This is a genomic window from Stenotrophomonas sp. WED208 (assembly GCF_040984485.1).
GTDB classification, from domain to species: domain Bacteria; phylum Pseudomonadota; class Gammaproteobacteria; order Xanthomonadales; family Xanthomonadaceae; genus Stenotrophomonas; species Stenotrophomonas riyadhensis.
Genome location: NZ_JAZARB010000001.1, coordinates 2036099 through 2059712, shown reverse-complemented (window position 1 = coordinate 2059712; position 23614 = coordinate 2036099). Strand labels below are relative to the sequence as shown.

Genomic DNA, 23614 nt, shown 5'->3' with positions numbered 1-23614 from the left:
CTGCACCTACAGAAGCAATGGCAGTTACAACGGACGACCGATGCCCGAGCAGGTGCCGGGATTGTTCAAAGCAGCGGGGTTGCTCGCGGCCACGAAACGCATACGGATCGCATCACGCCAGGCCTTGTTAAGCGGAATGAAATTGTGCGCGCCGATGGCGGCATCGTTCGGGCCCTGCTCGACGCCGTTGACCACGACACTGCCGTAGAGTCGCGAAAGCGCTCCGCGGACTCTTGCGGCCAACAGTACATCCTTGTAGCACTGCCCAAACAGGAGATTGGTGGTACCCACGATTGGATATCCTGAGCTTGGGTTGCCGAACACCGGCACCCAGTTCGCCGGACTCTCGGCAGCGGCACCGGACGGCGGCGCCACGGTATCCAGTGTCGCCAGAGTACTCACGTCCTTTGGAGAGAAGCCCTTGATCCGTGCAACTCGCGTGGCATCCGAGAGATCAAGAGACAGGTCTGGACCTGTGTATCCCATTGTCCCTTCGGTCGCCAGAATGGCGGCGTACACTGCCGCATCACCGGACGCCGGACCGGCAACAAAGTTCTCGGGAACACGAGTGAACAGATTGGCGAAGGTCGACTGCACCGAAAACGCCGGCACGCCGTTGGTCAGCTTCAGCGTAGTGCCGGATACGTCGGCCGGCTGGCAGGCGCTGGTCAGGAAGCGGGCCAGCAATTCAGTAGCGCCGCTACTCTCGCCACGGTAGACAACCCGAATGGTGCCGGTGCGGGCGCTGTCGATGCTCGACCAGTTGGTGATCTTGCCGGAGAATATCCCGCAGATCTGGGTGACCGACAGGTCAATCGCTGAACCAGGCTTGTTGAAGGGAATAATTACCGGAGCCAGCGCAACTGGAATCTGGATCAATGCCCCATAACGGTTGGGATCACCAGCCCGGTTGAAGGTGATGTTGTAGCCGTACAACTCGGTGCTGCTCAGTACCGCATCGCTGCCAGCAAAGTGGACAGTCCCCGTCGTCGAAAACAGTGATGGGTCATTGCTCAGGAATGCCCGCTTGCCGACGCCCGAGCCCCTGGGGGCATAGCTGAACGACGTCGGAAGAATGCTGTCCGGACTCCCTTGGTACAGGGCCGCGGGCATTGTCGCACCACCGCCCTGGACAAGAACCTGGGCATTCGCCTCTAGCGCTCCGACCAACACGCAACTGGCGAGCCAGAACGCCTTCAATAGCAAGTTCATGAGATTGGCAACTCCATGCCTTCTATAGGACGTGGCCGTTCATGCCGCAGTGCGCCGGCCTTGAGACCGGCGCACGCGGAAAACGTGGTTGATGTATCCGGCAGTTACAGCGGACGGCCGATTCCCGAGCAGGTGCTCGGATTGTTCACCGCACCGGCGTTGGTGGCGGTGGCGAAGCGAGCGCGGACGGCATCACGCCAGGCCTTGGTCAGCGGGATGAACTTGTGCGCGCGGATGGCGTCGTCGTTCGGACCCTGCTCCACACCGTTGACCACGGTGCTGCCGTAATGGCGGGTCAGGAAGCCGCGCACGTTGGCGCCCACGGTGGCGTTCTTGTAGCACTGGCCGAACACGAAGTTGGTGTAGCCAGCGATCGGATAGCCCGCGCTCGGGTTGCCGAACACCGGCACCCAGTTGGCGGGGTTCTCAGCAGCGGTGCCGGTCGGCGGCGCAGCGGTTTCCAGCGTGGCCTGCACGCTCACTTCATCCGGCGAGAAGCTCTTGACCTTGGCGACCTTGGTGGCATCGGTCAGGCTCGGGATGACGTCCGGGCCGACGTAGCCGACGCGGCCGTCAACGGCATAGACAGCGTTGTACAGCGCGGTGCCGCCGGTGGCCGGGGCAGCGACGAAGTTCGACGGCACGCTGGTGAACAGGTTGGCGAAGGTCGACTGCACCGAGAACGCCGGCACGCCGTTGGCCAGCTTCAGGTTGGTGCCCGACACGTCAGCCGGCTGGCAGGCGCTGGTCAGGAAGCGGGTCAGCAGTTCGCTGGTGCCGCTGCTCTCGCCACGGTAGACAACCTGGATGGCACCGGTACGGCCCAGGCCCGCCAGCTGGCTCCAGTTGTTGATCTTGCCGGAGAAGATGCCGCAGATCTGGGTCACCGACAGGTCAACGGCCGAACCAGCCTTGTTGAACGGAATCGTGACCGAGGTGGCCACCGACGGGATCTGCACCAGGGCGCCGTAGCGGTTGGCATCGCCGGACACGTTGTAAGTGCTGTTGTAGGTGTTCAGCTCGGTGCTGCTCAGCACCGAATCGCTACCGGCGAAGTGCACGGTACCGGTGGTGGAGAACAGCGCCGAGTTGTTTTCCAGGAAGGCCTTCTTGCCGGTACCCGAGCCGGTCACGGCGTAGCTGAAGTTGGCCGGCAGGATGCTGTCAGCCGAACCCTTGTAGAGGTCGGCCGGCAGCGAGGCGCCGCCACCGGTGACGGCAGTCTGCGCCGAAGCGGCACCGGCGGTGGCGAGCAGCGCGGTAGCAACCAGCGCGGCCAGGGTCTTGTACTTGTTCATGATCTTCTCCTGAAGGGTTTACTGCGAAGGGAAACACCAAGGGAGGAACGGTCACTACACGCCTGCTGCCGCCGAGGGCCTCCCAGCCCACTCTGCGGCGACGTGGCTATGCTGGTCCGCGCCGATGACAGGCCGCTTAAGAAACCTGTGGAAGATCGAAAAAAGGTGTGGAGGATTGTGTGGAGAAATCCAGGCATCAGTAGATCCACGCCATGCGTGGATGCACCGCATATGGCGCGCGTCGCGCAATCCGTCCACGCATGGCGTGGATCTACTGCACCAGCTGGTTCATTTCCATGATCGGCATCAGCACGGCCAGCACGATCGTCAGCACCACGCCGCCCATCACCAGGATCATGGCCGGTTCCAGCAGCGCGGTCAGCGCCATCGCACGACGCTCGATCTCGCGCGAGATCGTCTGCGCGGCGCGATCCAGTAGCGGCGCCAGCGATCCAGTCTTCTCGCCGCTGGCCACCAGGTGCACCAGGATCGGCGGATACACCTTCTGCACCTTCAGCGCAGCACCCAGCGCCGCACCTTCGCGCACGCGCGCAGACACGTCATCGGCACAGCGCGCCAGCAGCGCATTGCCAAGCGTCTGCCGCGCCGCCTCCAAGGCACGCAGCAGTGGCACACCGGCATCCAGCAGGATCGCCAGCGTCGAGGCAAAGCGCGCACTGTTCACGCCCAGCACGAAGCGCCCGACCATCGGCACCCGCAGCAGCATCGCGTCCCATCGCAGGCGCAGCTCGGGCTTGCGCAGGGCCAACCGCCATGCCACCACCAACGCAGCGATGCCGAGCCCTGCCCACACGCCCCAGCTGCGCACGAACGCGCTGGCGGCCAGCATCACCTGGGTCAGCATCGGCAGCGTCTGCCGCGCCTGCACGAACGCGGTCACAACCTGCGGCACCACGTAGCTGAGCAGGAAGATCACGATCGCCACCGACACCAGGCTGATCGCCGCTGGGTAGATGAAGGCGGTCAGTACTTTGGCCTGCAGCGCGTTGCGTTCTTCGATGTAGTCGGCAAGGCGCTCCATCACCCGTGCCAGGTCGCCGGAGTCTTCACCGGCGCCCACCAGCGCCCGATAGATCGGCGGAAAATCGCGCGGCCGCGCAGCCAGCGCAACGGTCAGGCGCTGGCCGGCACGCACGTCGGCGCGTACGGCGGTGAGTGCCTGGGCCACGTGCGGGCGCTCGGCCTGCTCGATCACCGCACTCAATGCAGCTTCCAACGGCAGGCTGGCGGCCAGCAGGCTGGCCAGCTGACGCGTGGCCCAGGCCAGCTCGCTGGCAGACAGTCGGCGGGCGCCCCAGCCACTGCCCGCACCGCGCGCCGCGCGGACCTGCACGGGTGTCAGCCCACGACCGCGCAGCAGCTGGCGTGCGCCGCGCGGGCTGTCGGCGTCCAGCTGACCCTTCTCGATGCGGCCCTGCGCGTTGGCGGCCTGGTAGTCGAACAGCGCCATGCAGGCCTCAGTCGTCGCCGGTGACGCGCAGGATCTCTTCCAGCGTGGTCACCCCGCTGTCGACCCAGCGCTGACCGTCCTGGCGCAACGTCCGCATGCCAGCACGTCGTGCCGCCTCGCGCAGCGCAGGTTCTCCCTGCCCTTCGTGGATCAGCGCACGCACGCGGTCGTCGACCACGAACAGTTCGTGGATACCGGTGCGTCCCCGGTAGCCGCTGTTGGCACAGGCCGCGCAGCCCACCGCACGCCACACGGCACGGCCCTCGTCGTCCACCTCGGCGCGCCGGCACTGCGTGCACAGCCGCCGCACCAGCCGCTGCGCCAGCACGCCGCGCAGCGACGAGGCCAGCAGGAACGGTTCCACGCCCATGTCGGCCAGGCGGGTCACCGCCGAGATCGCGTCGTTGGTGTGCAGGGAGGCCAGTACGCCATGGCCAGTCAGCGACGACTGCACCGCAATCTGCGCGGTCTCCAGGTCGCGGATCTCACCGATCATGATGGTGTCCGGGTCCTGGCGCAGGATCGCGCGCAGCGCCGTGCCGAAGCTCATGCCGATACGCGCGTTGACCTGGATCTGGCCGATGCCGGCGAAGTCATACTCCACCGGGTCCTCCACGGTGAGGATGTTGCTGGTGCTGCTGTCGAGCTGGCCCAGCGCGGCGTACAGCGAGGTGGTCTTGCCGCTGCCGGTCGGGCCGGTGACCAGCACGATGCCATGCGGCTGCCGGATCAATCCGGTGAACGTGGCCAGGGTGTCATCGGCCATGCCCAGGCGCTGCAGCTGCAGACGGCCGGCATCCTTCTCCAGCAGTCGCAGCACGGCGCGCTCGCCATGCCCGGTCGGCACCGTGGAGACGCGGATGTCCAACGGACGCCCACCCACCCGGATCGCGATGCGCCCGTCCTGCGGCAGCCGCTTCTCGGCGATGTCCAGGTGGGCCATGATCTTGATGCGCGACACCAGCGCCGCGTGCAGTGCGCGCCGTGGCTGCACCATGTCGCGCAGGGTACCGTCCACCCGGTAGCGCACCACCGAATGGGTCTCGAATGGCTCGATGTGCAGATCGCTGGCGCCATCGCGTGCGGCCTGTGCCAGCAGCGCGTTGATCATGCGGATCACCGGCGCATCGTCCTGTGCATCCAGCAGATCGGTGACCTCCGGCATGTCCTGCATCAGCCGGTCCAGATCCACTTCACTTTCAGCAGCCCCGACCACGGCAGCGGCATCGCCGCCGTCACGGTACTGCTCACCCAGCCGCTGCTGCCAGGTCGCGGCATCCAGCGCCTGGAACGGCAGTGGGCCATGCCGTCGGCGCAGTTCGGCCACGGCCCACGCCGCGGTGTCGGCGGTGCCCAGCAGCACCGACTCGCCGCCAACTTCGGACAGCATCACGCCATGGCTGCGCACCCAGGCGTACGGCAGTGGTGCGGCGGCACTCACGGCCCGATCACCAGTTCCGGCGTGTAGCCCAGCCCGCGCAGTTGCTGCAGCGCCGGGTCCAGCGTCGCCGGATCGCGCGGCAATCGCACGCGCAGGCGTTGCCCGCTCTCGCCGGGCGTCGCTTCGGCATAGGCCTGCAGGCCCAGTGCACGCACCTGCGCCACGCCCTGGCTGGCACGCGCCGGGTCCAGCCCCTGCGCGAACTGCACCAGCTGCGCATCGCCGTCACCGGACGGGTACAGCGCCGCCAGGCTGCTGTTCTGCAGCGGCTGGCCCTGGCCATCGCGTGCATTGCCCTGGCCGAGTACAGACAGGTCCTGCGGTGGCAGCTGCGGTGCCGACAGCGCCGGCAAGGCCCAGCTCTGTACCGGCTGCGCGCCGGCCTGCGCGTTGCGCATGTAGTCGTAGCGGTCGCGGGTCAGGCGCTGGCCGGCGGCCGGGTCACGCACCACGTGCGGGCGCAGGAACACCATCAGGTTGGTCTTGGCGCGCTTGCGCGTGTCGCTGCGGAACAAGGCACCCAGCACCGGGATCTTTCCCAGCCCCGGCACCGCATCACGGCCATGGCTGACGCTGTCTTCCAGCAGGCCACCCAGCACCATGATCTGGCCATCGTCCAGCAGCACGCTGGTATCCAGGGCGCGCTTGTTGGTGATGATGCCGGCCGTGCTGTTCGCGCTCTGCGCGTCGATGCTGCTGACTTCCTGGTAGATGTCCAGCTTCACCGTGCCGCCCTCGGAGATCTGCGGGCGCACCCGCAGCTTCAGGCCCACATCCTCGCGCACGATGGTCTGGAACGGGTTGTTGCTGCCACCACCACCGTCGGTCACGTAGCGGCCGCTGACGAACGGCACGGTCTGCCCGACCATGATGCTGGCCGCTTCATTGTCCAGCGTCATCAGGTTCGGCGTGGACAGGATGTTGGCACCGCCCTTGCTCTGCAGCGCGTTGGCCAACGCCTTCATGTTGAGGATCTGGCCGACGCCGGGCAGGTTGATGGTGCCGTCGATCACGCCGATCTTCAGGCCATCCTTGGGCAGCACGTCCAGGGTGGTGCGTGCGGTGGTGTTCAGCCCGCTGCCACCGGTGGTGCCGCCGAAGTGGGTGCCGCCGAAGGTGCGGCCATTGCCCAGCATCCACTGCACGCCCAGTTCGGCCGCGTCGGTCTGGTTGACCTCCACGATCAGGCTTTCCACCAGCACCTGTGCACGACGCTGGTCGAGCTGGTCGATCACCCGCCGCAGGTTGCGGTACACCGGCTCGGGGGCGGAGATCAGCAGCGTGTTGGTGGCCACGTCCGCCTGCACCGAAATGCCATTCTGGCTGAAGCCGGTGCTGCCGGCGTCGATCGGGTCGCGGCGGTTCGGGTCCAGCCGCTGCGATTCCAGCGCATTGCCACCGGTCTTGGGCTGCTGCGGCTGCGACGGCTGCGCCGGTGTGGCGCGGTTGGCGTCGCCGGGCAGTGGCGTGATGCCTTCGTTGCTGCCCATTGCCGGTGCATCGCTCTGCCCGGCCACCACGCCGCGCAGCACGCCGGCGAGCTGATTGGCCTGGGCATTGCGCAGGTAGACCACATGCAGGTTGCCGGACTCGTCCTGCGCGCGGTCCAGCTTCTCCACCAACTGCCGCGCCAGGCGCGTTCGGCCCGGGCTGCTGGAACGCAGCAGCACGCTGTTGCTGCGGGGGTCGGCCATCACCACCACCTTCTGGCTGGGCTCGGCGCCCTGGGCATCCAGCAGCGGCGCGACCATCGCAGCCACGTCCACCGCGATGCCCTGCTGCAGCTTCACCACGTCGGTGTCCATGCCGGCCGGTGTATCGACACTGGCGATCACCCGCGCAATGCGCTCCAGATTGTCGGCATAGTCGGTGATCACCAGGGTGTTGTTGCCCGGATTGGCAGTGATCGGGTTATCCGGGCTGATCATCGGCCGCAGCACCGCCACCAGCGCGGCCGCGTTCTCGTAGCGCAGCGCGAAGGTGCGCGTGGCGACCTCACCCCCTGCACCACCGGTGCCGACGCGCCCGCCCAACAGCTTGGCCTCGGCCTGCGGTACCACCCGGCTGACGCCGCCGTTCTCGACCACCGCAAAGCCACGCATGCGCAGCGCGCCCAGCAGCAACTGGTAGGCCTGGGTACGGCTGACCGGACCATCGGAAACCACGGTCATCTTGCCGGTCACCCGCGGGTCGACCAGGAACTGGCGGCCGGTGAACCGTGCTGCCATGCGCAGCACGCCACCGATATCGGTATCCACCAGGTTCAGCTGCACCGGCTCATCGGGGGCGTCCTGCGCCTGTGCCGGTGCAACAACGTGAGCGGCGCCCACGATCAGGGCCAGTACAGTGCTGCAGGCAAGGCTGCGCATCGCCCTCATGAATGGCCACCCGCAGTGAGTGCCATCACGATGTTTCCGGATATCCGTGCCGCCGGCATGTTCGCATCCCCTGTGCGTGTCAGTTGCAGCTGCTGCAGTTCGATGGCCGGATCGGCCAGCACGGGCAGCAGCCAGTTCCACAGTGCGTCAGCAGGTACGGCCTGCACCTGCAGGTGCCAACGCCCGTCGCGTGCTTCGACATGCAGTCCATCGGCGAGGCCGGCGGACTTGATTCCATTACGCAGCGCGGCCAGCGTCGGGCGCTGCCCCTGCACCTGCTGCTGGCGTTCGCGTGCACGCAGCAGCGGCGCCAGTGCGCGCGCCTGCGCCTGCAGCCGCGGCAGCTCAGCCTGCCAGTGCGCACGCTGTTTCAGCAGCGGCTCCAGCCAGAATGACCACAGCCCCGCTGCCAGCAGCGCCAGCACCATCACCCACAGCATCCAGCGGTCGCGCGGCGGCAGGTGCTGCCAGCGTCGCTGCAGACCGGCCACACCCTCGCCCAGGCGCACGGCTCTGGCGGTCACTGTCCGCCCCCGCTCACGCGCAGGCGTCCACCGGCCTCGCGCGCCAGCTGCAGGCCCTGCGCCTGCGCCGCCTGCTGCCACTGTTCCAGCCGCTGTGCGTCATCGGCTACCGCCTGCGCATCGGCGTCCAGCTCCAGTTCCAACTGGCCGGGTTGATAGTGCAGGCCGCGCACCTGGCCGCCCAACTCCGGAATCGCCTGCAGCATCGTTGCGACCTGCCGCTGCACCGGTGGCAACGGCGGCGCCGGCAACGGCACGGCCAGCGCGCGCCGCGCCTGCAGCACCGGGTCCACCACATCGGTGATCTCCGGAAAGTGCGAGCTGAACTGCCGCGCCATGTCCTGCTGCAACGCCTCGCCCTCGCTGCGCCAGCGCGAGACCTGCAGCTGCAGCCCAAGCGCAGCCAGCAACACCGCCGCCAATGCGAGGCCGATCGCCACGCGGGGTGCCTGCCTGCTGCGACCCGGCAGTGGCAACGACCACGCTGGCACGGGTCCGCACGCCTGCCGTTCATGCGCGACCACGGTGGCCGGCAGGTTCTCCGGCCACGCCGACGGCACGCTGTCGATCCACTGCACGGCCTGCACCCCGGATTGCTGAAGACGCGTCGCGAGCGACTGCAGCACCGCCGCTGTGTCGCGCCCACCGCACCACTGCACAAAACCACGATCGCGCCCGCAGCGCACCAGCAGATGCTCACCGGCAGCCTGCAGCGTTGCCTGGCCGTTCTGCCACGGCAGCAGCAGCGGCGTCGGATACAGGGCCTGAAGCTGCAGTGCGCACGAGGCCAGCAGCTGCTGCGCCTGCAGGACGGCCTGCTGGCCGAGCCAGGCCACCGGAACCGTGCCGTCCGCCGCCTGCGCACCGTGTGCCAACGCGACCTCCTGCAGGTCATCCAGTAGCATCGCCTCTACTTCGCCCTGCAGTGCGGCCTGCAGCCTGCGGCCCGACAGTGGCGGCAGCTGCAGTTCCAGCAGGATCAGGTCCTGCGGATCGAGACAGGCCAGCACCTCGGCCTGCGGATGACGTTGCCCGAGCACGGCCAAGCCCTCGCGGCCATGGGCCAGCACCGCACCCTTGTGCAACTGCGCCCACTCGACCGTACTGTCGGCGCGCAGGTGTTCCAGCGCCGGCAGGCGCACCCTCAGCTGCACGCTCATGCTCCAATCCTCGTCCACACACGCTGCACGCGCACACTGTCATCGCGGTACTCGCGCCAGATCAGGGCCCGGAAGTCGACCGCATTGCCATCGGCCTGTACCTGGCCGACGGCAAGGAACCACTCGCTATGAATGCCAAGCGGCACCACGGCCATCTGCGCGTTGCTCAGTTGCAGTCGATTGGCGATATCGCCGCGGTTGAGCAGCCAATGGCCACCGTCGCGCTCACCGAGCAGCGCCTGCAGGCGCCCCGGCTCCACGCCGGGAGTGACCGCCTGCAACACGCTGATGTCACTGGTGTTGGCATTGACCAGGGTCTGGGCCGGCAGCACCACGGTGCGCCGTGCCAGTGCCTGCACCGCCACTGGGTCGGCGCCCGCCAGGGCCTGCTCGATCACCGATTCACGCGGCAACGGCGCCTGCGCCTGCAGGTCGCCATCACGCAGCCGCGCCTGGATGTGATCGGCAGCAGATGCACAGGCACCCTGCCCCAGCCCCTGCCCGGCACACAGCGCGATGAACGCGCGCCGTGCCTCCGGGTCCGGCTTGCCATAGGCCAGCAGGTTGCGCAGGTTGAACATGGACTGTGCATCGACCAGCTGCAACTGCACCGGCAGCGGCGCCTGCAGCGTCAGTGGACGCGCCCAACGGCCGCTGCGCACCGTGGTCAACTGCTCCTTTACATCGTCACGCAGCTGCTGCGCCGCGCGCTCCAGGGTGGCATCGACCGCCATGCGCACCTGCGCACGCAGCTGGTCGCCACGCAGCGCACGCAGCTGTGCCGACTGCCGGGTCAGCAGTGCAGTGGCAATCACCGCCACCAATGCCACCACCAGCAGGGCGACGATCACCGCCATGCCGCGCTGGCGGGTGCACGGGACCGAACGCGTCCGGGCTGTCATCTGCACGCCTCACAGCTGCCAGGAGCCGATGTCTGCGTTCCCGGCGTCGCCACCGGGCTTGCTGTCCGCACCCAGCGAGAACACATCGATGTCGCCATGGGTTCCGGGAATCTGGTACTGGTACGGATGGCCCCATGGGTCATTCGGCAGGCGATCCAGATACGGTGTCACCGGCATCGCACCGCCGCCCTGCGGCGGCTTCACCAGCGCCTGCAGGCCCTGTTCGGCGCTGGGATAGCGCCCGTTGTCCAGCTTGAACAACTTCAATGCCTGCATCAGCGCCGCGATGTCCTGGCGCGCCGCCACCACGCGCGCCTGGTCGGGACGGTCCATCAACCGCGGCACGATCAATGCCGCGAGAATGCCGATGATCACCACCACCACCATGATCTCGATCAGGCTGAAGCCCTGCTGCCGAGCCCTGCGACCACCCACCTGCCTTGCCATTGTTCCGCCCTCGTCATCCTGGAAGAGACCGCTGCGCCATGGTCAGCGGTGCATGTGTCAGTACGATAAACATCCGCCTGCTATTCGCTGCGCGTGTGCCTGTGCAGGCGCAGCACGTGCCGCAGGTACACATGCAGACTCGAACAAGTGCTGCGGCACGCTGGCCAGCGCATCGTCGATGCAGCCGCGCAGCAACGGGTGCGCGCAGGCCTGCAGCAGGCGCACGCACTGCATCGGCGACCATGCGGTGCCATGGTCGAGGCCGATGAACATCCGGTAAGCCTGGTGGTAGCGCAGATCGTCGTACACGCGCTGCGCACTGTTGAGATCACGCACGACCACCAGCAACGCCGCACGTTGCAGCTGCCGCACATCGCCCGCGTCAAGCGGCAGCGCGTTCATGGCCGCTTCGGGCCAGGGCCGCAGCTGCAGATCGAGAGCGCGCCGCAGCGCGGCCAGCGGATGCGCGCTGCTGTCCAGTGCCGCCCAGCGCGCCGCATCGGCCCAGGCATCACTGGACAGCACCCAGACCCACGAGTGCCCATAGCGCTGCACGTTCACAGGCGTGTGCCGAGCCTGCTCCAGCGACTGGCTCAGGTGGCGATCCAGTTCCAGCATGCTGATCCTGCGACTATCTGCCATCGGCGCCGCCCGTGCTCCACGACGCGTGGTGCGTCGTACTCTGGAGAAGACGTCAGCAAGGCAGGTGAAGCGACAACGCGAATGCGTCTCTGTGCGCTGCGTGGCGCTTCATCAGCAACGTCATCGCAGCGTCATCTGCCTGCAGGCTTCGCGCTCCAGTCGCGGCGCTTCGCCCCCGCAACGGCGCGCCAGTATCGCCACATCGCTGCGTGCGGCGAACGTTGCCAGCGCATTGGACATATCCACGTCATCGCACCATGACGCCATCGCAACACGCAGCGCCGGCAGCTGCCAGCCATCCATCACGCCATGGGTGCCGGCCACGAACCAGTGCCAAAGACGATGGTGCTGCACCTGTTCGTGCAGTTGCACGAGATCGTCGATGCCGTGCATGCCCATCAGCAGCAGCACGCGCGCCATCGCCGCAGGCGGCAACGCACCGGTTTCAGCCAGCGGCAACACCTGCTGCTGCAGGCGCAACAGCATCGCCAGCGGGTGCGACTGCGGATCGAACTCCAGCAGAACGGCCTGTTGCTGCCATTGCGCATCGGATACCACGCACACCCACGGCGATCCATAGCGATGCACCATCAAGGGCCGTCGCTGCGTGGTTTCCAGCAACGCCGACAGATTGCGGCGCAGATCCAGCACACCGATGGTCTCGTTGCGCATCCTTGGCGTCTCCTTGCTTGCACCAGCCCTGCGCGGCGCGCACGGCCAGCGTCTTCATCTAACCAAGGACGGCAATGCCACCCGGAAAGCGACGCAGATCCAGCGACATCGTCAGTCGCAGCTGCTCCAGCGCCGCGTCCGGATCATCGATGCGGAAACGGCCGCTGACCGGGGCCCGCGCCAATGCCGATTCGCCCAGCAGCACCTTGCCGCGGCGGTAGCGGTTGATTTCATCCACCACCTCGCGCAATGGAGCGCGGCGGAACACCAGCATGCCCTCGGTCCAGGCGCTCACTTCCGAGGCCAGAGCTTCGGCCACCACGCCACTGAGGCGCTCGTCGTACTGGGTCTGCTGGCCCGCCTGCAGCTGCAGGCGGCCCTGCGGGTGCTCGATGCGGGCGCTGCCCTGCAGGCAGGTTACCCGTACCTGGCCGTGGGTGTTGCGGACGTCCAGGCGCACCGCACCTTCATCGGCAATCACGCAGCCCGGCCCCGCGAACAGGGCAAGGCGCAGGCCTGCCTGGGTTTCGATCGCGGCCTGGCCCTGCACCAGCTCGAAGCCTTCGCCCTGCGTGTCCGAACGACGGCGCAGGCTGCTCTGCGTATCCAGTTCGATCTTCAGCTGCGGCAAGGGCGCGATCTGCAGCCGTTCACCGGTGCCGGTGTGGAAATCGGCCGCCATCGCCGTCACCGAGGGCCACAGCCCCAGCGGCGGGCGGATCGCCGCCACCACCGCCAGGCTGGCCGGTGCGGCAATCGCGGCGCCCAGGAAGGCGCGCCGGCTCCAGCGCTGGGCCGGCGTCGGCGCGACCGGCTGGCGCGCTGCGGGGGGCAGCTGTTCGCCGGCCAGGCGTACCTGCTCCCATTGCCGGCGCGCACGGCCGAATGCTTCGCGATGACGCGGGTCAGCCTCGCACCACTCACGGAACCTGCGCCCATCGGCGGCGGTGGCCTCGCCCGAGGTCAGCCGCACCACCCACGCGTGGGCCTGACGCTCGACGGCATCCAGCGGGCGTTGCGGGCGATCGTCAGGATCCATGGGGGCTCATGCCGGACCCGCACGCTGCGGGGTTCTGCTCGGCGTCAAAGTGTAGACGGATGCCGCCGCTCAGAACCGCACCTGGCGCCCCTGCCCGCTGCGCTCGGCCAGGTAATCCTGGGCCGCCTTCAACTCACGCTGCACCAGCCGCAGCGACACGCCCAGCTGGTCGGCGACGTCGCGCTGCTGCAGGCCATCGACGCGGATCGCCAGCAGGATGCGGCGTCGGCGCTCGGGCATGCGCTGCAGCAGGCCGACCATGTCTTCCAGCGCGAAATCCAGCTCGGCCGCCTGCGCCGGGCCCGGTGCCGGGTCGGCCATCTCCATCAGCGTATCCACCTCTTCCAGGCTCAGCAGGCGGTGGTCGGCACGCTGGCGGTCGATCACCGTGTTCATCGCCATGCGCAACAGGTAGGCCGCGGGGTTCTGCACGGCATCCAGGCGGTCACGGCGCGCACTCAGGCGCATCCAGGTGTCCTGCAGCGCATCGCCGGCCAGCTCCTCCGAGCCCAGCTTGCGCACCAGCCGGCGCTTCAGCTCGTCGTAGGCCCCCAGAAGGTGGTCCATCAGGTCAACTGCCCCAGCCGTACCGTTGCTCATGTTCGAATCCTTGAAGTCATGGAAGGGGCGCGCGCCGGCCACAGTCGTGGTCGGCGCCGGAAGGACGGATCTGCAGGGTCACCGGCTGCGGCAGCGCAGCGGCATCGCGCGCCAGCACCAGGCCCTGCAGCGCCTGAAGCAGGCGCGCATCGCGGCGGGCACTGCCACTGCCGGACAGCAGCTCGGGCTGCTGCACCTGGCCCTCGCCGTCGACGTGGAAGCGCAGCGTTGCGGCATAGCGGCCGGGCGCGATCTCGGGGTCGTCACAGAACGCCGCACGCAGGCGCTGCTGCAGCCCGCCATAGCGGCGCCGACGCTCGGCATCCGGGAGCTCGGCGCCAATACCGGGTTCGGCTGCCGCGGGCGTGACCCGCCGCAGCACCACGCGCTGCTCGCCGATCACCTCGGCCTCGATACCGGAATCCTGCAGCAGCATCTGCAAGGCAGGCAGCGGCGCAAGGCTGGCGCGCAGCGCATGGCTGCTACGGCCCGCGGCAAGATCGCCCGGGTACATCACCGACCACCCGCTGATGACGCTGAAGCGCTCGACCGCCTGCTCCAGCGGCTGCGCGGGGATGTCGTAGGCATGAACACCGTCCTGCGCCACAGCGGCAAAGGACAGCAGCAGCCATGCGGCGATGGCCACCTTCCAAGTTCTGACCGCATGGTGTCCATTCAGCCCCCTGACGTAGAACACATGACCCTCGGCAGCGACAGCAGCTGCAGTGGACGCGCGCCACGACCGGAACCCCGACCCGCGCGCGACCAGCAAGCGGGCTCAAACCGTACCGGGGGCACATGTCATTGCGATGACCGCCGCCCACGGCCGACCGTCGGGCCAGCCTTCCTGGAGCCAGTCACGGATCAGGCATCAACGAATCGAACAGACCATGTCCTCCAGGCGTGGGGTCAGAGCCCGTTGCGCAGCAACGGGATCCAACCCCGTGCCGACCAAAACGTGTCGACCAAGGTCGACACCCACCAAGAGCGGCTAATGCACGCTGTTGCTTCGGCCGTTGCTCCTGACGTTGCCGGCCAGCGGCCGGCACTACCGCGGGTGCCGGGTGCAACCCGGCCGCCCCCCCCCCATCCTCAAAGCAGCAGCTGGGTGGTCTGCTTGATCCGCTGCATCGGGATCTCGGTCTTGGTGTTCTGCACCCCGGCAATCCGGTTCAGGTGCTGCATCTGGAACTGCCGGTAGGCATCAAGATCCGCCACCGCCACCCGCAGCAGGAAATCGCAGTCGCCCGCCATCAGATGGCATTCAAGCACTTCCGGGAAAGACTTGATGCTGTTGATGAAGTGGTTGGTGGTGTCCTCGTCCTGCCCGCGCAGCCAGACCCGCACGAACACCGTGAAGCCACGCCCCACCTTGGCCTCGTTCAGCAGGGCAACGTAGCGGTCGATGTAGCCGCCTTCCTCCAGCAGCCGCACCCGCCGCAGGCAGGCCGAGGGCGAAAGGCCCACCAGCCGGGCCAGCTCCAGGTTCTGCAGGCGTCCGTCACGCTGCAGGGCGTCGAGAATGCGGCGATCAAGGTTGTCGAGCTGGTACTGCATGGAATTTCACCGTTGGCGACATTGGCCGCATGGAATCTCAATATTCCCGAATCGAATGGCATCAACGCAACCCGATTTCGCGATCAGGCCGCTAGCATGGGCCACCCCCACCTCGTTGTGCCGTTCGATGGACGCCCGTACCACCCTCCCCCTGCCCGATACCTGCGATACCGCCCCGCGCGCCGAATTCCTGCGCGGCCTGCGCGCCGCCGTACCGGTGATGATCGGCTTCATTCCCTTCGCCCTGGTGCTCGGCGCCCAGGCCGCCCAGAAGGGCCTGAGCGCGCTGGAAGTGCCGCTGATGACCGGCCTCAACTTCGCCGGCGGCTCGGAGTTCGCCGCCGTCGAACTGTGGACCTCGCCGCCGCATATCGCGCTGATCGTGGCGATCACCGCGCTGGTCAACAGCCGTCACCTACTGATGGGTGCCAGCCTGGCCCCGCTGCTGCAGCACCTGCCGCGCCGCCGCGTGCTGCCGGCGCTGTTCTTCATGTGCGACGAAAGCTGGGCAATGGGCGTGGCCGATGCGCGCCGCCGTGCGCTCGGCTTCAGCCTGGCCTATTACCTGGGTGTGTCGGCAGGCCTGTACACGGTCTGGGTGGCCTGCACCGCGCTGGGCGCGATCGTTGGGCCGATGCTGGGCGACATCCACGCCTACGGCTTCGACATGGCCTTCCCCGCCGTGTTCCTGGTGCTGCTGCGTGGCATGTGGCAGGGCATGAAGGCCGCGCGCCCGTGGCTGGTCAGCCTGGTGGTGGCCGCTGCCACCTACCTGCTGGTGCCGGGTGCGTGGTACGTGGCCAGCGGCGCACTGGCGGGCCTGGCCGCGGCCTGGCTGCTGGCGGAGGACGCAGCATGATCTTCAACGGCCTGATCTTCAACGGCATGATCCACTGGACTTCGGTACTGACCATCGTGCTGATGGCCGCCGCCACCTACCTGACCCGCATCGTCGGCTTCCTCGCACTGCGCAACCGCACACTGAGCAAGCGCGCGGTAACGGTGATGGAAGCCGCGCCGGGCTGCGTGCTGATCTCGGTGATCGCGCCCGACTTCGTCGCCGACAAGCCCGCCGACCTCGCCGCGCTGGCGATCACCCTGCTGGCTGCCACGCGGCTGTCGATGCTGCCGACGGTGCTGATCGGCGTGGTCTCGGCGGGTGTACTGCGCTATCTGATGGTCTGACGCGCTCGCCGTTCCTGTAGAGCCGAGCCCATGCTCGGCTGCTGGCATTCCCGCTTGCCGCGTGAGCCGAGCATGGGCTCGTCTCTGCAGAGATTCTCCCTGCGACACCCGGTCGCAGCCGATCCCGGCATCCACTTGATCAATGTCAAACCGCCCGCCGCCGTGCGGGCGTATTTCTATGCAGGACCCGAACACGCCGGCGTTACCGGCATCCACAAGGACCCTGCGATGAGCTACACCCCCGACAACGCCCAGCTGCTGAATGCCATGCAGAACGTCATGGTGATCTCCACCACCGACCTGCAGGGCAACATTACCTACGCCAACGACCTGTTCTGCACGCTCACCGGCTTCGCCCGCGAGGAGCTGATCGGCCAGCCGCACAGCATCGTGCGTCATCCGGACGTGCCCAAGGCCGTCTACAAGGACATGTGGGACACCATCAAGGCCGGCAAGACCTGGACCGGCATCGTGCCCAACCTCGGCAAGGGCGGCGTGCTCTACGTGGTGGATACCACCGTGCAGCCGCTGTTCGATGCCGAGGGCAACATCACCTCGTACATCAGCATCCGCCGCGTGGTGAACGACCTGATGCAGAACTACGACCTGGTCGAGTTCAGCAAGGAAAAGTTCGACGACTTCTACGAGGCCGCGTGAACGCCCTCCCGACCAGTACGCCCTTCAGCCGCCTGCTGGTGGGTTTCGCGTCCGAGTCGGGCAATGCCCGCGCCCTGGCCCAGCGCCTGGGCGCGGACCTGCAGCCGCACGCGCCGCAGGTGCTCCCGTTCAACGATATCGACGTGGCCAGCCTCGGCCACGGCGATGTGCTGCTGGCGATCTCCAGTTCCTTCGGTGACGGCGAACCGCCAGCCAACGGCGAGCAGTTCTTCGAAACGCTGCGCCAGACCCCGACACTGAGTGGCCTGCGCTATGCGGTGTTCGGCCTCGGTGACACCGGCTACCCCAGCTTCTGTGGCTTCACCAAGGCGCTGGATGCCGCGCTGAGCGAGCGCCAGGCGCAGCCGCTGCTGCACCGCGTGGATGCCGACCTGGGCTACGAGCAGTTCTTCCAGCAATGGCAGCCAGTGCTGGGCCAGGTGCTGGACGGCGACGTGAACGCGGGCCAGGACCTGCACCTGCAGGTCACCGCCTATGGCGAAGACAACGCCTTTGCCGCCCCCATTCTGGAACGCCGCCGCTTGAACAGCAGCGAACCGGCCGCCTGGCACCTGCAGCTGGACATTGCCGGCAGTGGCATGGCGTACCGCGCGGGCGACACCCTGCACGTAGTACCCGAGAACGACCCTGCCCTGCTGCAGGCATTGGCCACCTGGTATGGCGACACTGCCGCCGTGACCGCCTTGCATGACCGCGAGCTGCGCCTGCTGAGCAAGGGCGTGCTGCGCGAACTGGCCAGGCTCGGCGGCAGCGAGCTGCTGAAGGGCCTGCTGAAGGTCAGCCAGAAACGCGAGCTGGAAGCCTACCTGCACGGGCTGGACCTGCTGGACGTGCTGCAGGACCACGCTACCCCGGACAGCGTGCCGCTGGCCCGCCTGCACGAGCTGCTGTCACCGCGCCTGCCGCGCGCCTATTCGATTGCCTCGCACCCCTGCAACGACCAGCTGAGCCTGTGCGTGCGCGAAGTACGCTACACCCTGCGCGGCCGCGAGCGCGTTGGCACAGCCACCGGCAGCCTGCTGCACGGTGGCGACCATGCCCGTGTGTACTGCCGCTCCAACCCCGGCTTCCATCTGCCCGATACCGGCGAAGCCCCCCTGTTGCTGGTCGGCACCGGCACCGGCATCGCACCGTTGATGGGGCTGATGCAGGAGCTGCAGGCCAGCGCCTGTGCGCGCGAAGTGCACCTGGTGTTCGGCGAGAAGCACAGCCAGCACGATTACCTGTACCGCGAACAGCTGCAGGACTGGCACACGCGAGGCGTGCTGGCCGGCCTGCATACCGCATTCTCGCGCGACGGCGCCGAAAAGGTCTATGTGCAGCATGTGCTGCAGCAGCGCGGCGATGACGTGCGCGATGTACTGGCCCGCGGCGGGCATCTGTACCTGTGCGGCAACAAGAGCCACCTGGAAGGCGCGGTGCGCGAGGCCATCGATGCCATCGGTGGCGAAGGGCGCTGGGACGCGCTGCGGGGCGAAGGCCGCACGCACTGCGAGTTGTATTGATCCATTCCACTGGATTGCACGAACGCTCGACTGGTAGAGCCGGCCGCTGGCCGGCTGCGCTTCGCACCATGAAGCTGCCGGCCAGCGGCCGGCACTACCAGACCGCTCTACATCGCCACGCCCACGATCACGCTCGACGCCTTGAACAGCGCTGCGGTACTGGCGCGGGTGATCACCGTCGGTGGCCAGGGGCACTGGGACACGCTACGAGGTGAAGGCCGCACGCACTGCGAGTTGTATTGATCCATCACCACTGGACCACACGAACCCTGGATCGGTAGAGCCGGCCGCTGGCCGGCTGCGCTTCGCACCACGAGCTGCCGGCCAGCGGCCGGCACTACCAGACCGCTCTACATCGGCACGCCCACGATCACGCTCGACGCCTTGAACAGTACTGTTGCCGTGCTGCCTTCGCGTAGTTCCAGCGCTGCGGTACTGGCACGGGTGATCACCGCCACCACGCTGCAGCCATGGCCGATGTCCACCACCACCTCGTCATTCACCGCGCCCTCGGTGATCCGCTCCACCGTGCCGGCGAACTGGTTGCGCGCCGAGTAGCGCGCGCCCTCGCCCTGCGCCACGATCACCGACGAAGCTTTCACCAGCGCATAGGCCGGCACGCCCACCGCCAGCCCCAGCGATTCCACGCTGCCATGGGTGATGGTAGCCACCAGCGCCAGGCCCGGTGCCACTTCGATCTGCACTTCATCATTCACCGCGCCGGTGGCCAGCGCGCTGACCCGGCCGTGGAACTGGTTGCGTGCACTGGTGATCATGCCGATTCTCCGGATCAGGGCCAGATCCTCGTCCAGCCCGGGGGTGGCCTGCAGCGACTGCAGGAACGTACGGTGCGCGCGCTCGACCTCCTCGAACCGCGCGATCAGCTTGTGGCCGCGCTCGGTCAGTCGCGCACCGCCACCACCACGGCCGCCCACACTGCGCGCGACCAAGGGTTCGCCGGCCGCGGTGTTCATCGCGTCCACCGCGTCCCAGGCGTTCTTGTAGGTCATGCCCATGCGCTTGGCGGCCTGGCTGATCGAGCCACACGCATCGATCAGGCCCAGCAGCGCGAAGCGTCCGCGGCCACCCACGCTCTGCCCGGCAATGCTCAGCCACAGGTTGCCCTGCAGCTCCAACGGCGGCTCGGCCTCACTCATCGTGCTTCGATCCCTGCGTTCGCGCGAGCGGCCAGTGTACGGCGTGGCCGCCCTGCACCGTGCTTGATATCGATCAAGGTGGCCGTGCCGGCCAGCGCCGAGAATCCCCGGGTCGGTCATCAAGTTGACCCCTGCCAACCGTTATATCATCTTGGATATAACGAACCCGAGGACTCGCGAGGATGCGTACCTGTCGTTTCGTTCTACCCCTGTCCGCCCTGCTGCTCCCGCTTGCCGCCACCGCGGCCGACACGGCCTCGCCGCCGGTGTTCACCCTGGGCACGATCGACGTGCATGCCGAGCGCGGCACGTCGCCCACCGTGGCCGAACGCAGCCTCGACGCCGAACGCATCCAGCAGCTCGACCGCAACACGGTCGGTGATGCGGTCAGCGTATTGCCGGGCGTGAGCCTGGCGCGCAACTCGCGCAACGAGGACATGGTCTACCTGCGCGGCTTCGATGCGCGCCAGGTGCCGGTGTTCCTCGACGGCATCCCGCTGTACGTGCCCTATGACGGCTACGTGGACTTCGGCCGCTTCACCACCTTCGACCTGGCCGAGATCCAGGTCGCCAGCGGCGGCGCCTCGCTGTTGTACGGACCGAACATCCTCGGCGGTGCGATCAACCTGGTCAGCCGCCGCCCCGAGCGCCCGCTGGAAGGCGACGTGCGGCTGGGCATCGCCGATGGCGGCGAGCGCAAGGCGGCGGTCAACCTCGGCGGGCGTCGTGGCGACTGGTACTTCCAGCTCGGTGCGTCGATCCTGAAGGCCGATGAGTTTCCGCTGCCGGATGGCTTCGTCGACTACAAGCGCGTACCCACCGACACCGGCAAGGACCGGCGCAATGCCTCGCGCGACGACCGTCGCCTGTCGTTCAAGCTGGGCTACACCCCGCGCGAGGGCGACGAGTACGCAATCGGCTACGCGCGCCAGGACGGCGAGAAGGACAACCCGGTCTACACCGGCACAGCGCGCAGCGGCATCCGCTACTGGCGCTGGCCGTGGTGGGACAAGGACAGCCTGTACTTCATCGGCAACACCCGCCTGGGCGAGCACACTACGCTGCGCACCCGCGTCTACCGCGATACCTATGGCAACGGCCTGGACGCCTACACCGACGGCAGCTACCAGGTGGCGATGGACAACAGCAGCTTCCCCAGCATCTACGATGACCGCACCGTGGGCGGCTCGGTGACCCTGGCCACCACGGCGCTGCCGCGCCAGGAACTGCAGTTCGCGATCCACTACAAGGAAGACCGGCACAGCGAGCGCAACCCGCACTCGCCGACCAAGGACTTCCGTGATGTCACCACTTCGGTCGCGATCGAAGACCGCATCGCGCTGACCGACACCTCGCACCTGCGCGTGGGCATCGGCCATGACCGTCGCGACGCCAAGCGCGTGTACTTCTGGCCGACCGGCAACACCAACGCTACCAACGCCGTGCTGGAGTACGTGCAGCAGCTGGCACCGGACCAGCAGTGGTACGCAAGCGCCGCGCGGCGCACGCGTTTCCCGACCATCAAGGACCGCTACTCGGCGCGCATGGGTGCGGCGCTGCCCAACCCGGACCTGAAGGCCGAACATGCCACGCATTTCGAAGTCGGCCTGCGTGGCCGCTGGTGGGACGGCGGCCAACTGCAGGCCGCCCTCTTCCAGAGCCGCATCGATGACCTGATCCAGAACGCGGTGGTGGCCTCGCGCGAATGTGGTGGCAGCACCTGCAACCAGGCGCAGAACATCGGCAAGGCCCGCCACCAGGGCGTGGAACTGGGCCTGCGCCAGCGCATCGGCGACGACTGGGACGTGCAGACCAGCTACACCTGGCTGCGCCGCACCAACCTGGAAGACCGCCGCGTGGCCCTGCTCGACAGTCCGCGCCAACGGCTGTTCATGGCGGTGGGCTGGCAGCTGCTGCCGCAGTTGAAGCTGCAGGCCACGCTGGAAGCCGAACAGGGCCGCAGGGTCAGCTACGCCGATGCCGCACGCCCGGTACGCGAGCTGCCCGGCTATGGCATCACCGGCCTGAAGGCCAGCTGGAGCCCGCGCGACGCCTGGGATTTCGACCTCGGCGTGCGCAACATCGGTGACAAATGGTACGAGCTGGCCGACGGCTATCCGATGCCGGGCCGCACCTGGTTTGCCAACGCCAACTGGAGGTTCTGAGCATGACCGCCATACAGGCCCCGCGCATTGCCGCGATCGTGCATGACCACAGCGGCGAGCCCGATGCCCTGCTGGCCGCGTTCGCCGCACGCCAGTTGGCCGCCGGCCACCGCGTGCGCGGGCTGGTGCACCTGCCGCACGAACCCACCGCCAACGGCAACAAGCGCATGGCACTGATGGACGTGACCGATCCCGGTTCGCGTTATCCGATCAGCCAGGCGCTGGGCCCGGCCTCCTGTGGCTGCAACCTGGACCCGGGCGGCATCGCCGATGCCAGCGTGGTGCTGCGCCGCGCGTTGCAGGACCACGCCGCGCTGGTCATCGCCAACCGTTTCGGCACGCTGGAATCGGAAGGCGGCGGCATGGCCGATGAGCTGCTGGCGCTGATGCTGGCCGGCATCCCGTTGTTGACTGCGGTGAAGCTGCCCTACCTCGACGCGTGGCACCAGTTCACCGGCGGCATGGCCGTCGAGCTGCCCGCCGATGACGCGGCGTTGCAGGCCTGGTGGGATGCCTGCCGGACCGCGCCGGAGGCCGCCGCATGAGGCGGCGCGCCCTGCTGCAGGCATTCGCGCTGGCACCGTTGCTGGTCGTCAATGCCAAGTTGCTGGCGATGCCGGCGCAGCGCGTGCTGCGGCTGGGTGCGCCCAAGGCCACGCCCAAGCGCGTGTTCGCGGCCGGTCCGCCGGCTGCGGTACTGCTCGCCGCCGTGGCACCCGAACGTCTGCTCGGTTGGCCGATGAAGGTATCGCCCGAAGCCCTGGCGCAGCTGCCGGCGTCGCTGCGCACGCTGCCGGTGGTCGGTCGCCTTGCCGGGCGCGGCAGCACGGTCAGCCTTGAACGCCTGCTGGCGATGCAGCCGGACCTGGTACTGGATGCCGGTGACTTCGATGCCAATTACCGCGACTCGGCCGAGCGGGTCTGGAAGCAGACCGCGATTCCGTTCGAGCTGATTGCCGGCCGCCTGCCCGATCATCCGGCGCAGCTGCGCCATGTCGGCAGGCTGCTGGGTGTTGCCGCACGTGGCGAAGCATTGGCGCAGGCGGCCGAAGCGCAGCTGGCACTGGTGCGTGAGGTGCTGGCGACGCGTCCCGCTGCGACGCGACCAACGGTGTACTACGGGCGTGGCAGCGACGGCCTGGAAAGCGGCCTGTCCGGCTCGATCAACACCGAAGTCATCGAGTTCTGTGGCGGCCGCAACGTAGCTGCCAGTGCCGGCGCCGGGGGCCTTGCCCGGGTGTCGTTCGAACAACTGCTGGCCTGGGATCCGGACGTGATCCTGACCCAGGATGCTGGCTTCGCCGCGCAGGCGGCACAGGACCCGCGCTGGCGCGCCCTGCGTGCCGTGCGCGAGCGCCGCCTGCACTGCGCACCGGTATTGCCATTCGGATGGCTGGATGGTCCGCCCGGTGTCAACCGCCTGCCCGGCCTGCCCTGGCTGCTGTCCAGGCTGCATCCGGGCGCAGTCCCCGCGCTGGCCCCGGCCGCGCTGCGTGCCCGCATCGGCACGCTGCATCAGCTGCTGTGGGGCCAGCCACTGCCCGCCGCGCTTGCACGCAGCCTGGATGCGAACGCCTGAAC

The 23614-nt window shown here is 67.9% G+C and carries 23 protein-coding genes; 7 read left to right on the top strand and 16 right to left on the bottom strand.

What is annotated here, in order from left to right:
* Positions 1-24: 24 nt before the first annotated feature.
* The 15 genes from VPH47_RS09185 to VPH47_RS09115 all read right to left on the bottom strand — a co-directional run bounded on the left by VPH47_RS09185 (position 25) and on the right by VPH47_RS09115 (position 15343).
* Positions 25-1212: a substrate-binding domain-containing protein gene (locus VPH47_RS09185; protein WP_368850579.1), complete on the bottom strand. Its 1188-nt coding sequence runs from the start codon at positions 1210-1212 to the stop codon at positions 25-27.
* A gap of 104 nt (positions 1213-1316) precedes the next feature.
* Positions 1317-2510, bottom strand: a complete 1194-nt coding sequence (locus tag VPH47_RS09180; RefSeq protein ID WP_368850578.1) for a substrate-binding domain-containing protein — start codon at positions 2508-2510, stop codon at positions 1317-1319.
* 271 nt (positions 2511-2781) lie between these two features.
* Positions 2782-3981: a type II secretion system inner membrane protein GspF gene (gspF, locus tag VPH47_RS09175; protein ID WP_368850577.1), complete on the bottom strand. Its 1200-nt coding sequence runs from the start codon at positions 3979-3981 to the stop codon at positions 2782-2784.
* A 7-nt stretch (positions 3982-3988) separates the two neighbouring features.
* Complete coding sequence (gene gspE / locus VPH47_RS09170) at positions 3989-5422, bottom strand: type II secretion system ATPase GspE (RefSeq protein WP_368850576.1); 1434 nt, start codon at positions 5420-5422, stop codon at positions 3989-3991.
* Positions 5419-7800, bottom strand: coding sequence for a type II secretion system secretin GspD (gene gspD / locus VPH47_RS09165; RefSeq protein ID WP_368850575.1), 2382 nt, complete (start codon positions 7798-7800; stop codon positions 5419-5421). The genes gspE and gspD overlap by 4 nt, the downstream gene beginning before the upstream one ends.
* Positions 7797-8324, bottom strand: a complete 528-nt coding sequence (gene gspM, locus VPH47_RS09160) for a type II secretion system protein GspM (RefSeq protein ID WP_032128120.1) — start codon at positions 8322-8324, stop codon at positions 7797-7799. The genes gspD and gspM overlap by 4 nt, the downstream gene beginning before the upstream one ends.
* Positions 8321-9484, bottom strand: a complete 1164-nt coding sequence (gene gspL / locus VPH47_RS09155) for a type II secretion system protein GspL (RefSeq protein WP_368850574.1) — start codon at positions 9482-9484, stop codon at positions 8321-8323. The genes gspM and gspL overlap by 4 nt, the downstream gene beginning before the upstream one ends.
* Positions 9481-10386 carry a type II secretion system minor pseudopilin GspK gene (gspK, locus tag VPH47_RS09150; RefSeq protein ID WP_125893666.1) on the bottom strand — a complete coding sequence of 302 codons (906 nt, stop codon included), beginning with the start codon at positions 10384-10386 and terminating at the stop codon, positions 9481-9483. The genes gspL and gspK overlap by 4 nt, the downstream gene beginning before the upstream one ends.
* A gap of 9 nt (positions 10387-10395) precedes the next feature.
* The gene (gspG, locus tag VPH47_RS09145; RefSeq protein WP_110712520.1) at positions 10396-10833 is read right to left on the bottom strand and encodes a type II secretion system major pseudopilin GspG; all 438 of its coding nucleotides are present in this window, start codon (positions 10831-10833) and stop codon (positions 10396-10398) included.
* A gap of 57 nt (positions 10834-10890) precedes the next feature.
* Positions 10891-11451, bottom strand: coding sequence for a hypothetical protein (locus VPH47_RS09140; RefSeq protein WP_232527985.1), 561 nt, complete (start codon positions 11449-11451; stop codon positions 10891-10893).
* Positions 11452-11595: 144 nt separating this feature from the next.
* A complete protein-coding gene (locus tag VPH47_RS09135; RefSeq protein ID WP_368850573.1) occupies positions 11596-12147 on the bottom strand; it encodes a hypothetical protein in 552 nt (183 codons plus the stop codon).
* Positions 12148-12205: 58 nt separating this feature from the next.
* Positions 12206-13186, bottom strand: a complete 981-nt coding sequence (locus VPH47_RS09130) for a DUF4880 domain-containing protein (RefSeq protein ID WP_368850572.1) — start codon at positions 13184-13186, stop codon at positions 12206-12208.
* Positions 13187-13255: 69 nt separating this feature from the next.
* A complete protein-coding gene (locus VPH47_RS09125; RefSeq protein WP_032128154.1) occupies positions 13256-13786 on the bottom strand; it encodes an RNA polymerase sigma factor in 531 nt (176 codons plus the stop codon).
* Between the two features lie 16 nt (positions 13787-13802).
* Positions 13803-14483, bottom strand: a complete 681-nt coding sequence (locus VPH47_RS09120; protein WP_368850571.1) for a TonB-dependent receptor — start codon at positions 14481-14483, stop codon at positions 13803-13805.
* Positions 14484-14878: 395 nt separating this feature from the next.
* Positions 14879-15343, bottom strand: a complete 465-nt coding sequence (locus tag VPH47_RS09115) for an Lrp/AsnC family transcriptional regulator (RefSeq protein WP_368850570.1) — start codon at positions 15341-15343, stop codon at positions 14879-14881.
* 127 nt (positions 15344-15470) lie between these two features.
* Here VPH47_RS09115 and VPH47_RS09110 point away from each other — a divergent pair, with 127 nt between their 5' ends.
* From VPH47_RS09110 to VPH47_RS09095, 4 genes are all read left to right on the top strand, one after another.
* Positions 15471-16202: an AzlC family ABC transporter permease gene (locus tag VPH47_RS09110; protein ID WP_014037422.1), complete on the top strand. Its 732-nt coding sequence runs from the start codon at positions 15471-15473 to the stop codon at positions 16200-16202.
* 11 nt (positions 16203-16213) lie between these two features.
* Complete coding sequence (locus VPH47_RS09105) at positions 16214-16528, top strand: AzlD family protein (protein ID WP_368851576.1); 315 nt, start codon at positions 16214-16216, stop codon at positions 16526-16528.
* Positions 16529-16756: 228 nt separating this feature from the next.
* Complete coding sequence (locus tag VPH47_RS09100) at positions 16757-17185, top strand: PAS domain-containing protein (protein ID WP_032128130.1); 429 nt, start codon at positions 16757-16759, stop codon at positions 17183-17185.
* Positions 17182-18711: a sulfite reductase flavoprotein subunit alpha gene (locus VPH47_RS09095; protein WP_368850569.1), complete on the top strand. Its 1530-nt coding sequence runs from the start codon at positions 17182-17184 to the stop codon at positions 18709-18711. Before VPH47_RS09100 ends, VPH47_RS09095 begins: the two co-directional genes overlap by 4 nt.
* A gap of 350 nt (positions 18712-19061) precedes the next feature.
* Here VPH47_RS09095 and VPH47_RS09090 read toward each other — a convergent pair whose 3' ends face one another.
* On the bottom strand, positions 19062-19868 hold the full coding sequence (locus VPH47_RS09090) for a TOBE domain-containing protein (protein WP_368850568.1): 807 nt from the start codon (positions 19866-19868) through the stop codon (positions 19062-19064).
* A 182-nt stretch (positions 19869-20050) separates the two neighbouring features.
* Here VPH47_RS09090 and VPH47_RS09085 point away from each other — a divergent pair, with 182 nt between their 5' ends.
* Genes VPH47_RS09085 through VPH47_RS09075 form a run of 3 tightly spaced genes read left to right on the top strand, consistent with a single transcriptional unit; the run spans position 20051 to position 23612 of the window.
* Entirely contained in the window at positions 20051-22033 is a 1983-nt protein-coding gene (locus VPH47_RS09085) for a TonB-dependent receptor plug domain-containing protein (protein WP_368850567.1), read from the top strand.
* 2 nt (positions 22034-22035) lie between these two features.
* Positions 22036-22578 (top strand): DUF2478 domain-containing protein, encoded by a 543-nt coding sequence (locus tag VPH47_RS09080; protein ID WP_368850566.1) that lies wholly within the window; start codon positions 22036-22038, stop codon positions 22576-22578.
* Positions 22575-23612, top strand: coding sequence for an ABC transporter substrate-binding protein (locus tag VPH47_RS09075; RefSeq protein ID WP_368850565.1), 1038 nt, complete (start codon positions 22575-22577; stop codon positions 23610-23612). The genes VPH47_RS09080 and VPH47_RS09075 overlap by 4 nt, the downstream gene beginning before the upstream one ends.
* Positions 23613-23614 lie beyond the last annotated feature (2 nt).

What these genes read in the sequence shown, in the direction of transcription:
- VPH47_RS09075 (WP_368850565.1), top strand. Translation starts at nt 22,575, where the DNA reads ATGAGGCGGCGCGCCCTGCTGCAGGCATTCGCGCTGGCACCGTTGCTG.
- VPH47_RS09100 (WP_032128130.1), top strand. Translation starts at nt 16,757, where the DNA reads ATGAGCTACACCCCCGACAACGCCCAGCTGCTGAATGCCATGCAGAAC.
- VPH47_RS09185 (WP_368850579.1), bottom strand. Translation starts at nt 1,212, where the DNA reads ATGAACTTGCTATTGAAGGCGTTCTGGCTCGCCAGTTGCGTGTTGGTC.
- gspD (WP_368850575.1), bottom strand. Translation starts at nt 7,800, where the DNA reads ATGAGGGCGATGCGCAGCCTTGCCTGCAGCACTGTACTGGCCCTGATC.
- VPH47_RS09080 (WP_368850566.1), top strand. Translation starts at nt 22,036, where the DNA reads ATGACCGCCATACAGGCCCCGCGCATTGCCGCGATCGTGCATGACCAC.
- gspK (WP_125893666.1), bottom strand. Translation starts at nt 10,386, where the DNA reads ATGACAGCCCGGACGCGTTCGGTCCCGTGCACCCGCCAGCGCGGCATG.
- VPH47_RS09130 (WP_368850572.1), bottom strand. Translation starts at nt 13,186, where the DNA reads ATGGATCCTGACGATCGCCCGCAACGCCCGCTGGATGCCGTCGAGCGT.
- VPH47_RS09110 (WP_014037422.1), top strand. Translation starts at nt 15,471, where the DNA reads ATGGACGCCCGTACCACCCTCCCCCTGCCCGATACCTGCGATACCGCC.
- VPH47_RS09090 (WP_368850568.1), bottom strand. Translation starts at nt 19,868, where the DNA reads ATGAGTGAGGCCGAGCCGCCGTTGGAGCTGCAGGGCAACCTGTGGCTG.
- VPH47_RS09085 (WP_368850567.1), top strand. Translation starts at nt 20,051, where the DNA reads ATGCGTACCTGTCGTTTCGTTCTACCCCTGTCCGCCCTGCTGCTCCCG.
- VPH47_RS09140 (WP_232527985.1), bottom strand. Translation starts at nt 11,451, where the DNA reads ATGCTGGAACTGGATCGCCACCTGAGCCAGTCGCTGGAGCAGGCTCGG.
- gspF (WP_368850577.1), bottom strand. Translation starts at nt 3,981, where the DNA reads ATGGCGCTGTTCGACTACCAGGCCGCCAACGCGCAGGGCCGCATCGAG.
- gspL (WP_368850574.1), bottom strand. Translation starts at nt 9,484, where the DNA reads ATGAGCGTGCAGCTGAGGGTGCGCCTGCCGGCGCTGGAACACCTGCGC.
- VPH47_RS09135 (WP_368850573.1), bottom strand. Translation starts at nt 12,147, where the DNA reads ATGCGCAACGAGACCATCGGTGTGCTGGATCTGCGCCGCAATCTGTCG.
- VPH47_RS09180 (WP_368850578.1), bottom strand. Translation starts at nt 2,510, where the DNA reads ATGAACAAGTACAAGACCCTGGCCGCGCTGGTTGCTACCGCGCTGCTC.
- VPH47_RS09125 (WP_032128154.1), bottom strand. Translation starts at nt 13,786, where the DNA reads ATGAGCAACGGTACGGCTGGGGCAGTTGACCTGATGGACCACCTTCTG.
- gspG (WP_110712520.1), bottom strand. Translation starts at nt 10,833, where the DNA reads ATGGCAAGGCAGGTGGGTGGTCGCAGGGCTCGGCAGCAGGGCTTCAGC.
- VPH47_RS09115 (WP_368850570.1), bottom strand. Translation starts at nt 15,343, where the DNA reads ATGCAGTACCAGCTCGACAACCTTGATCGCCGCATTCTCGACGCCCTG.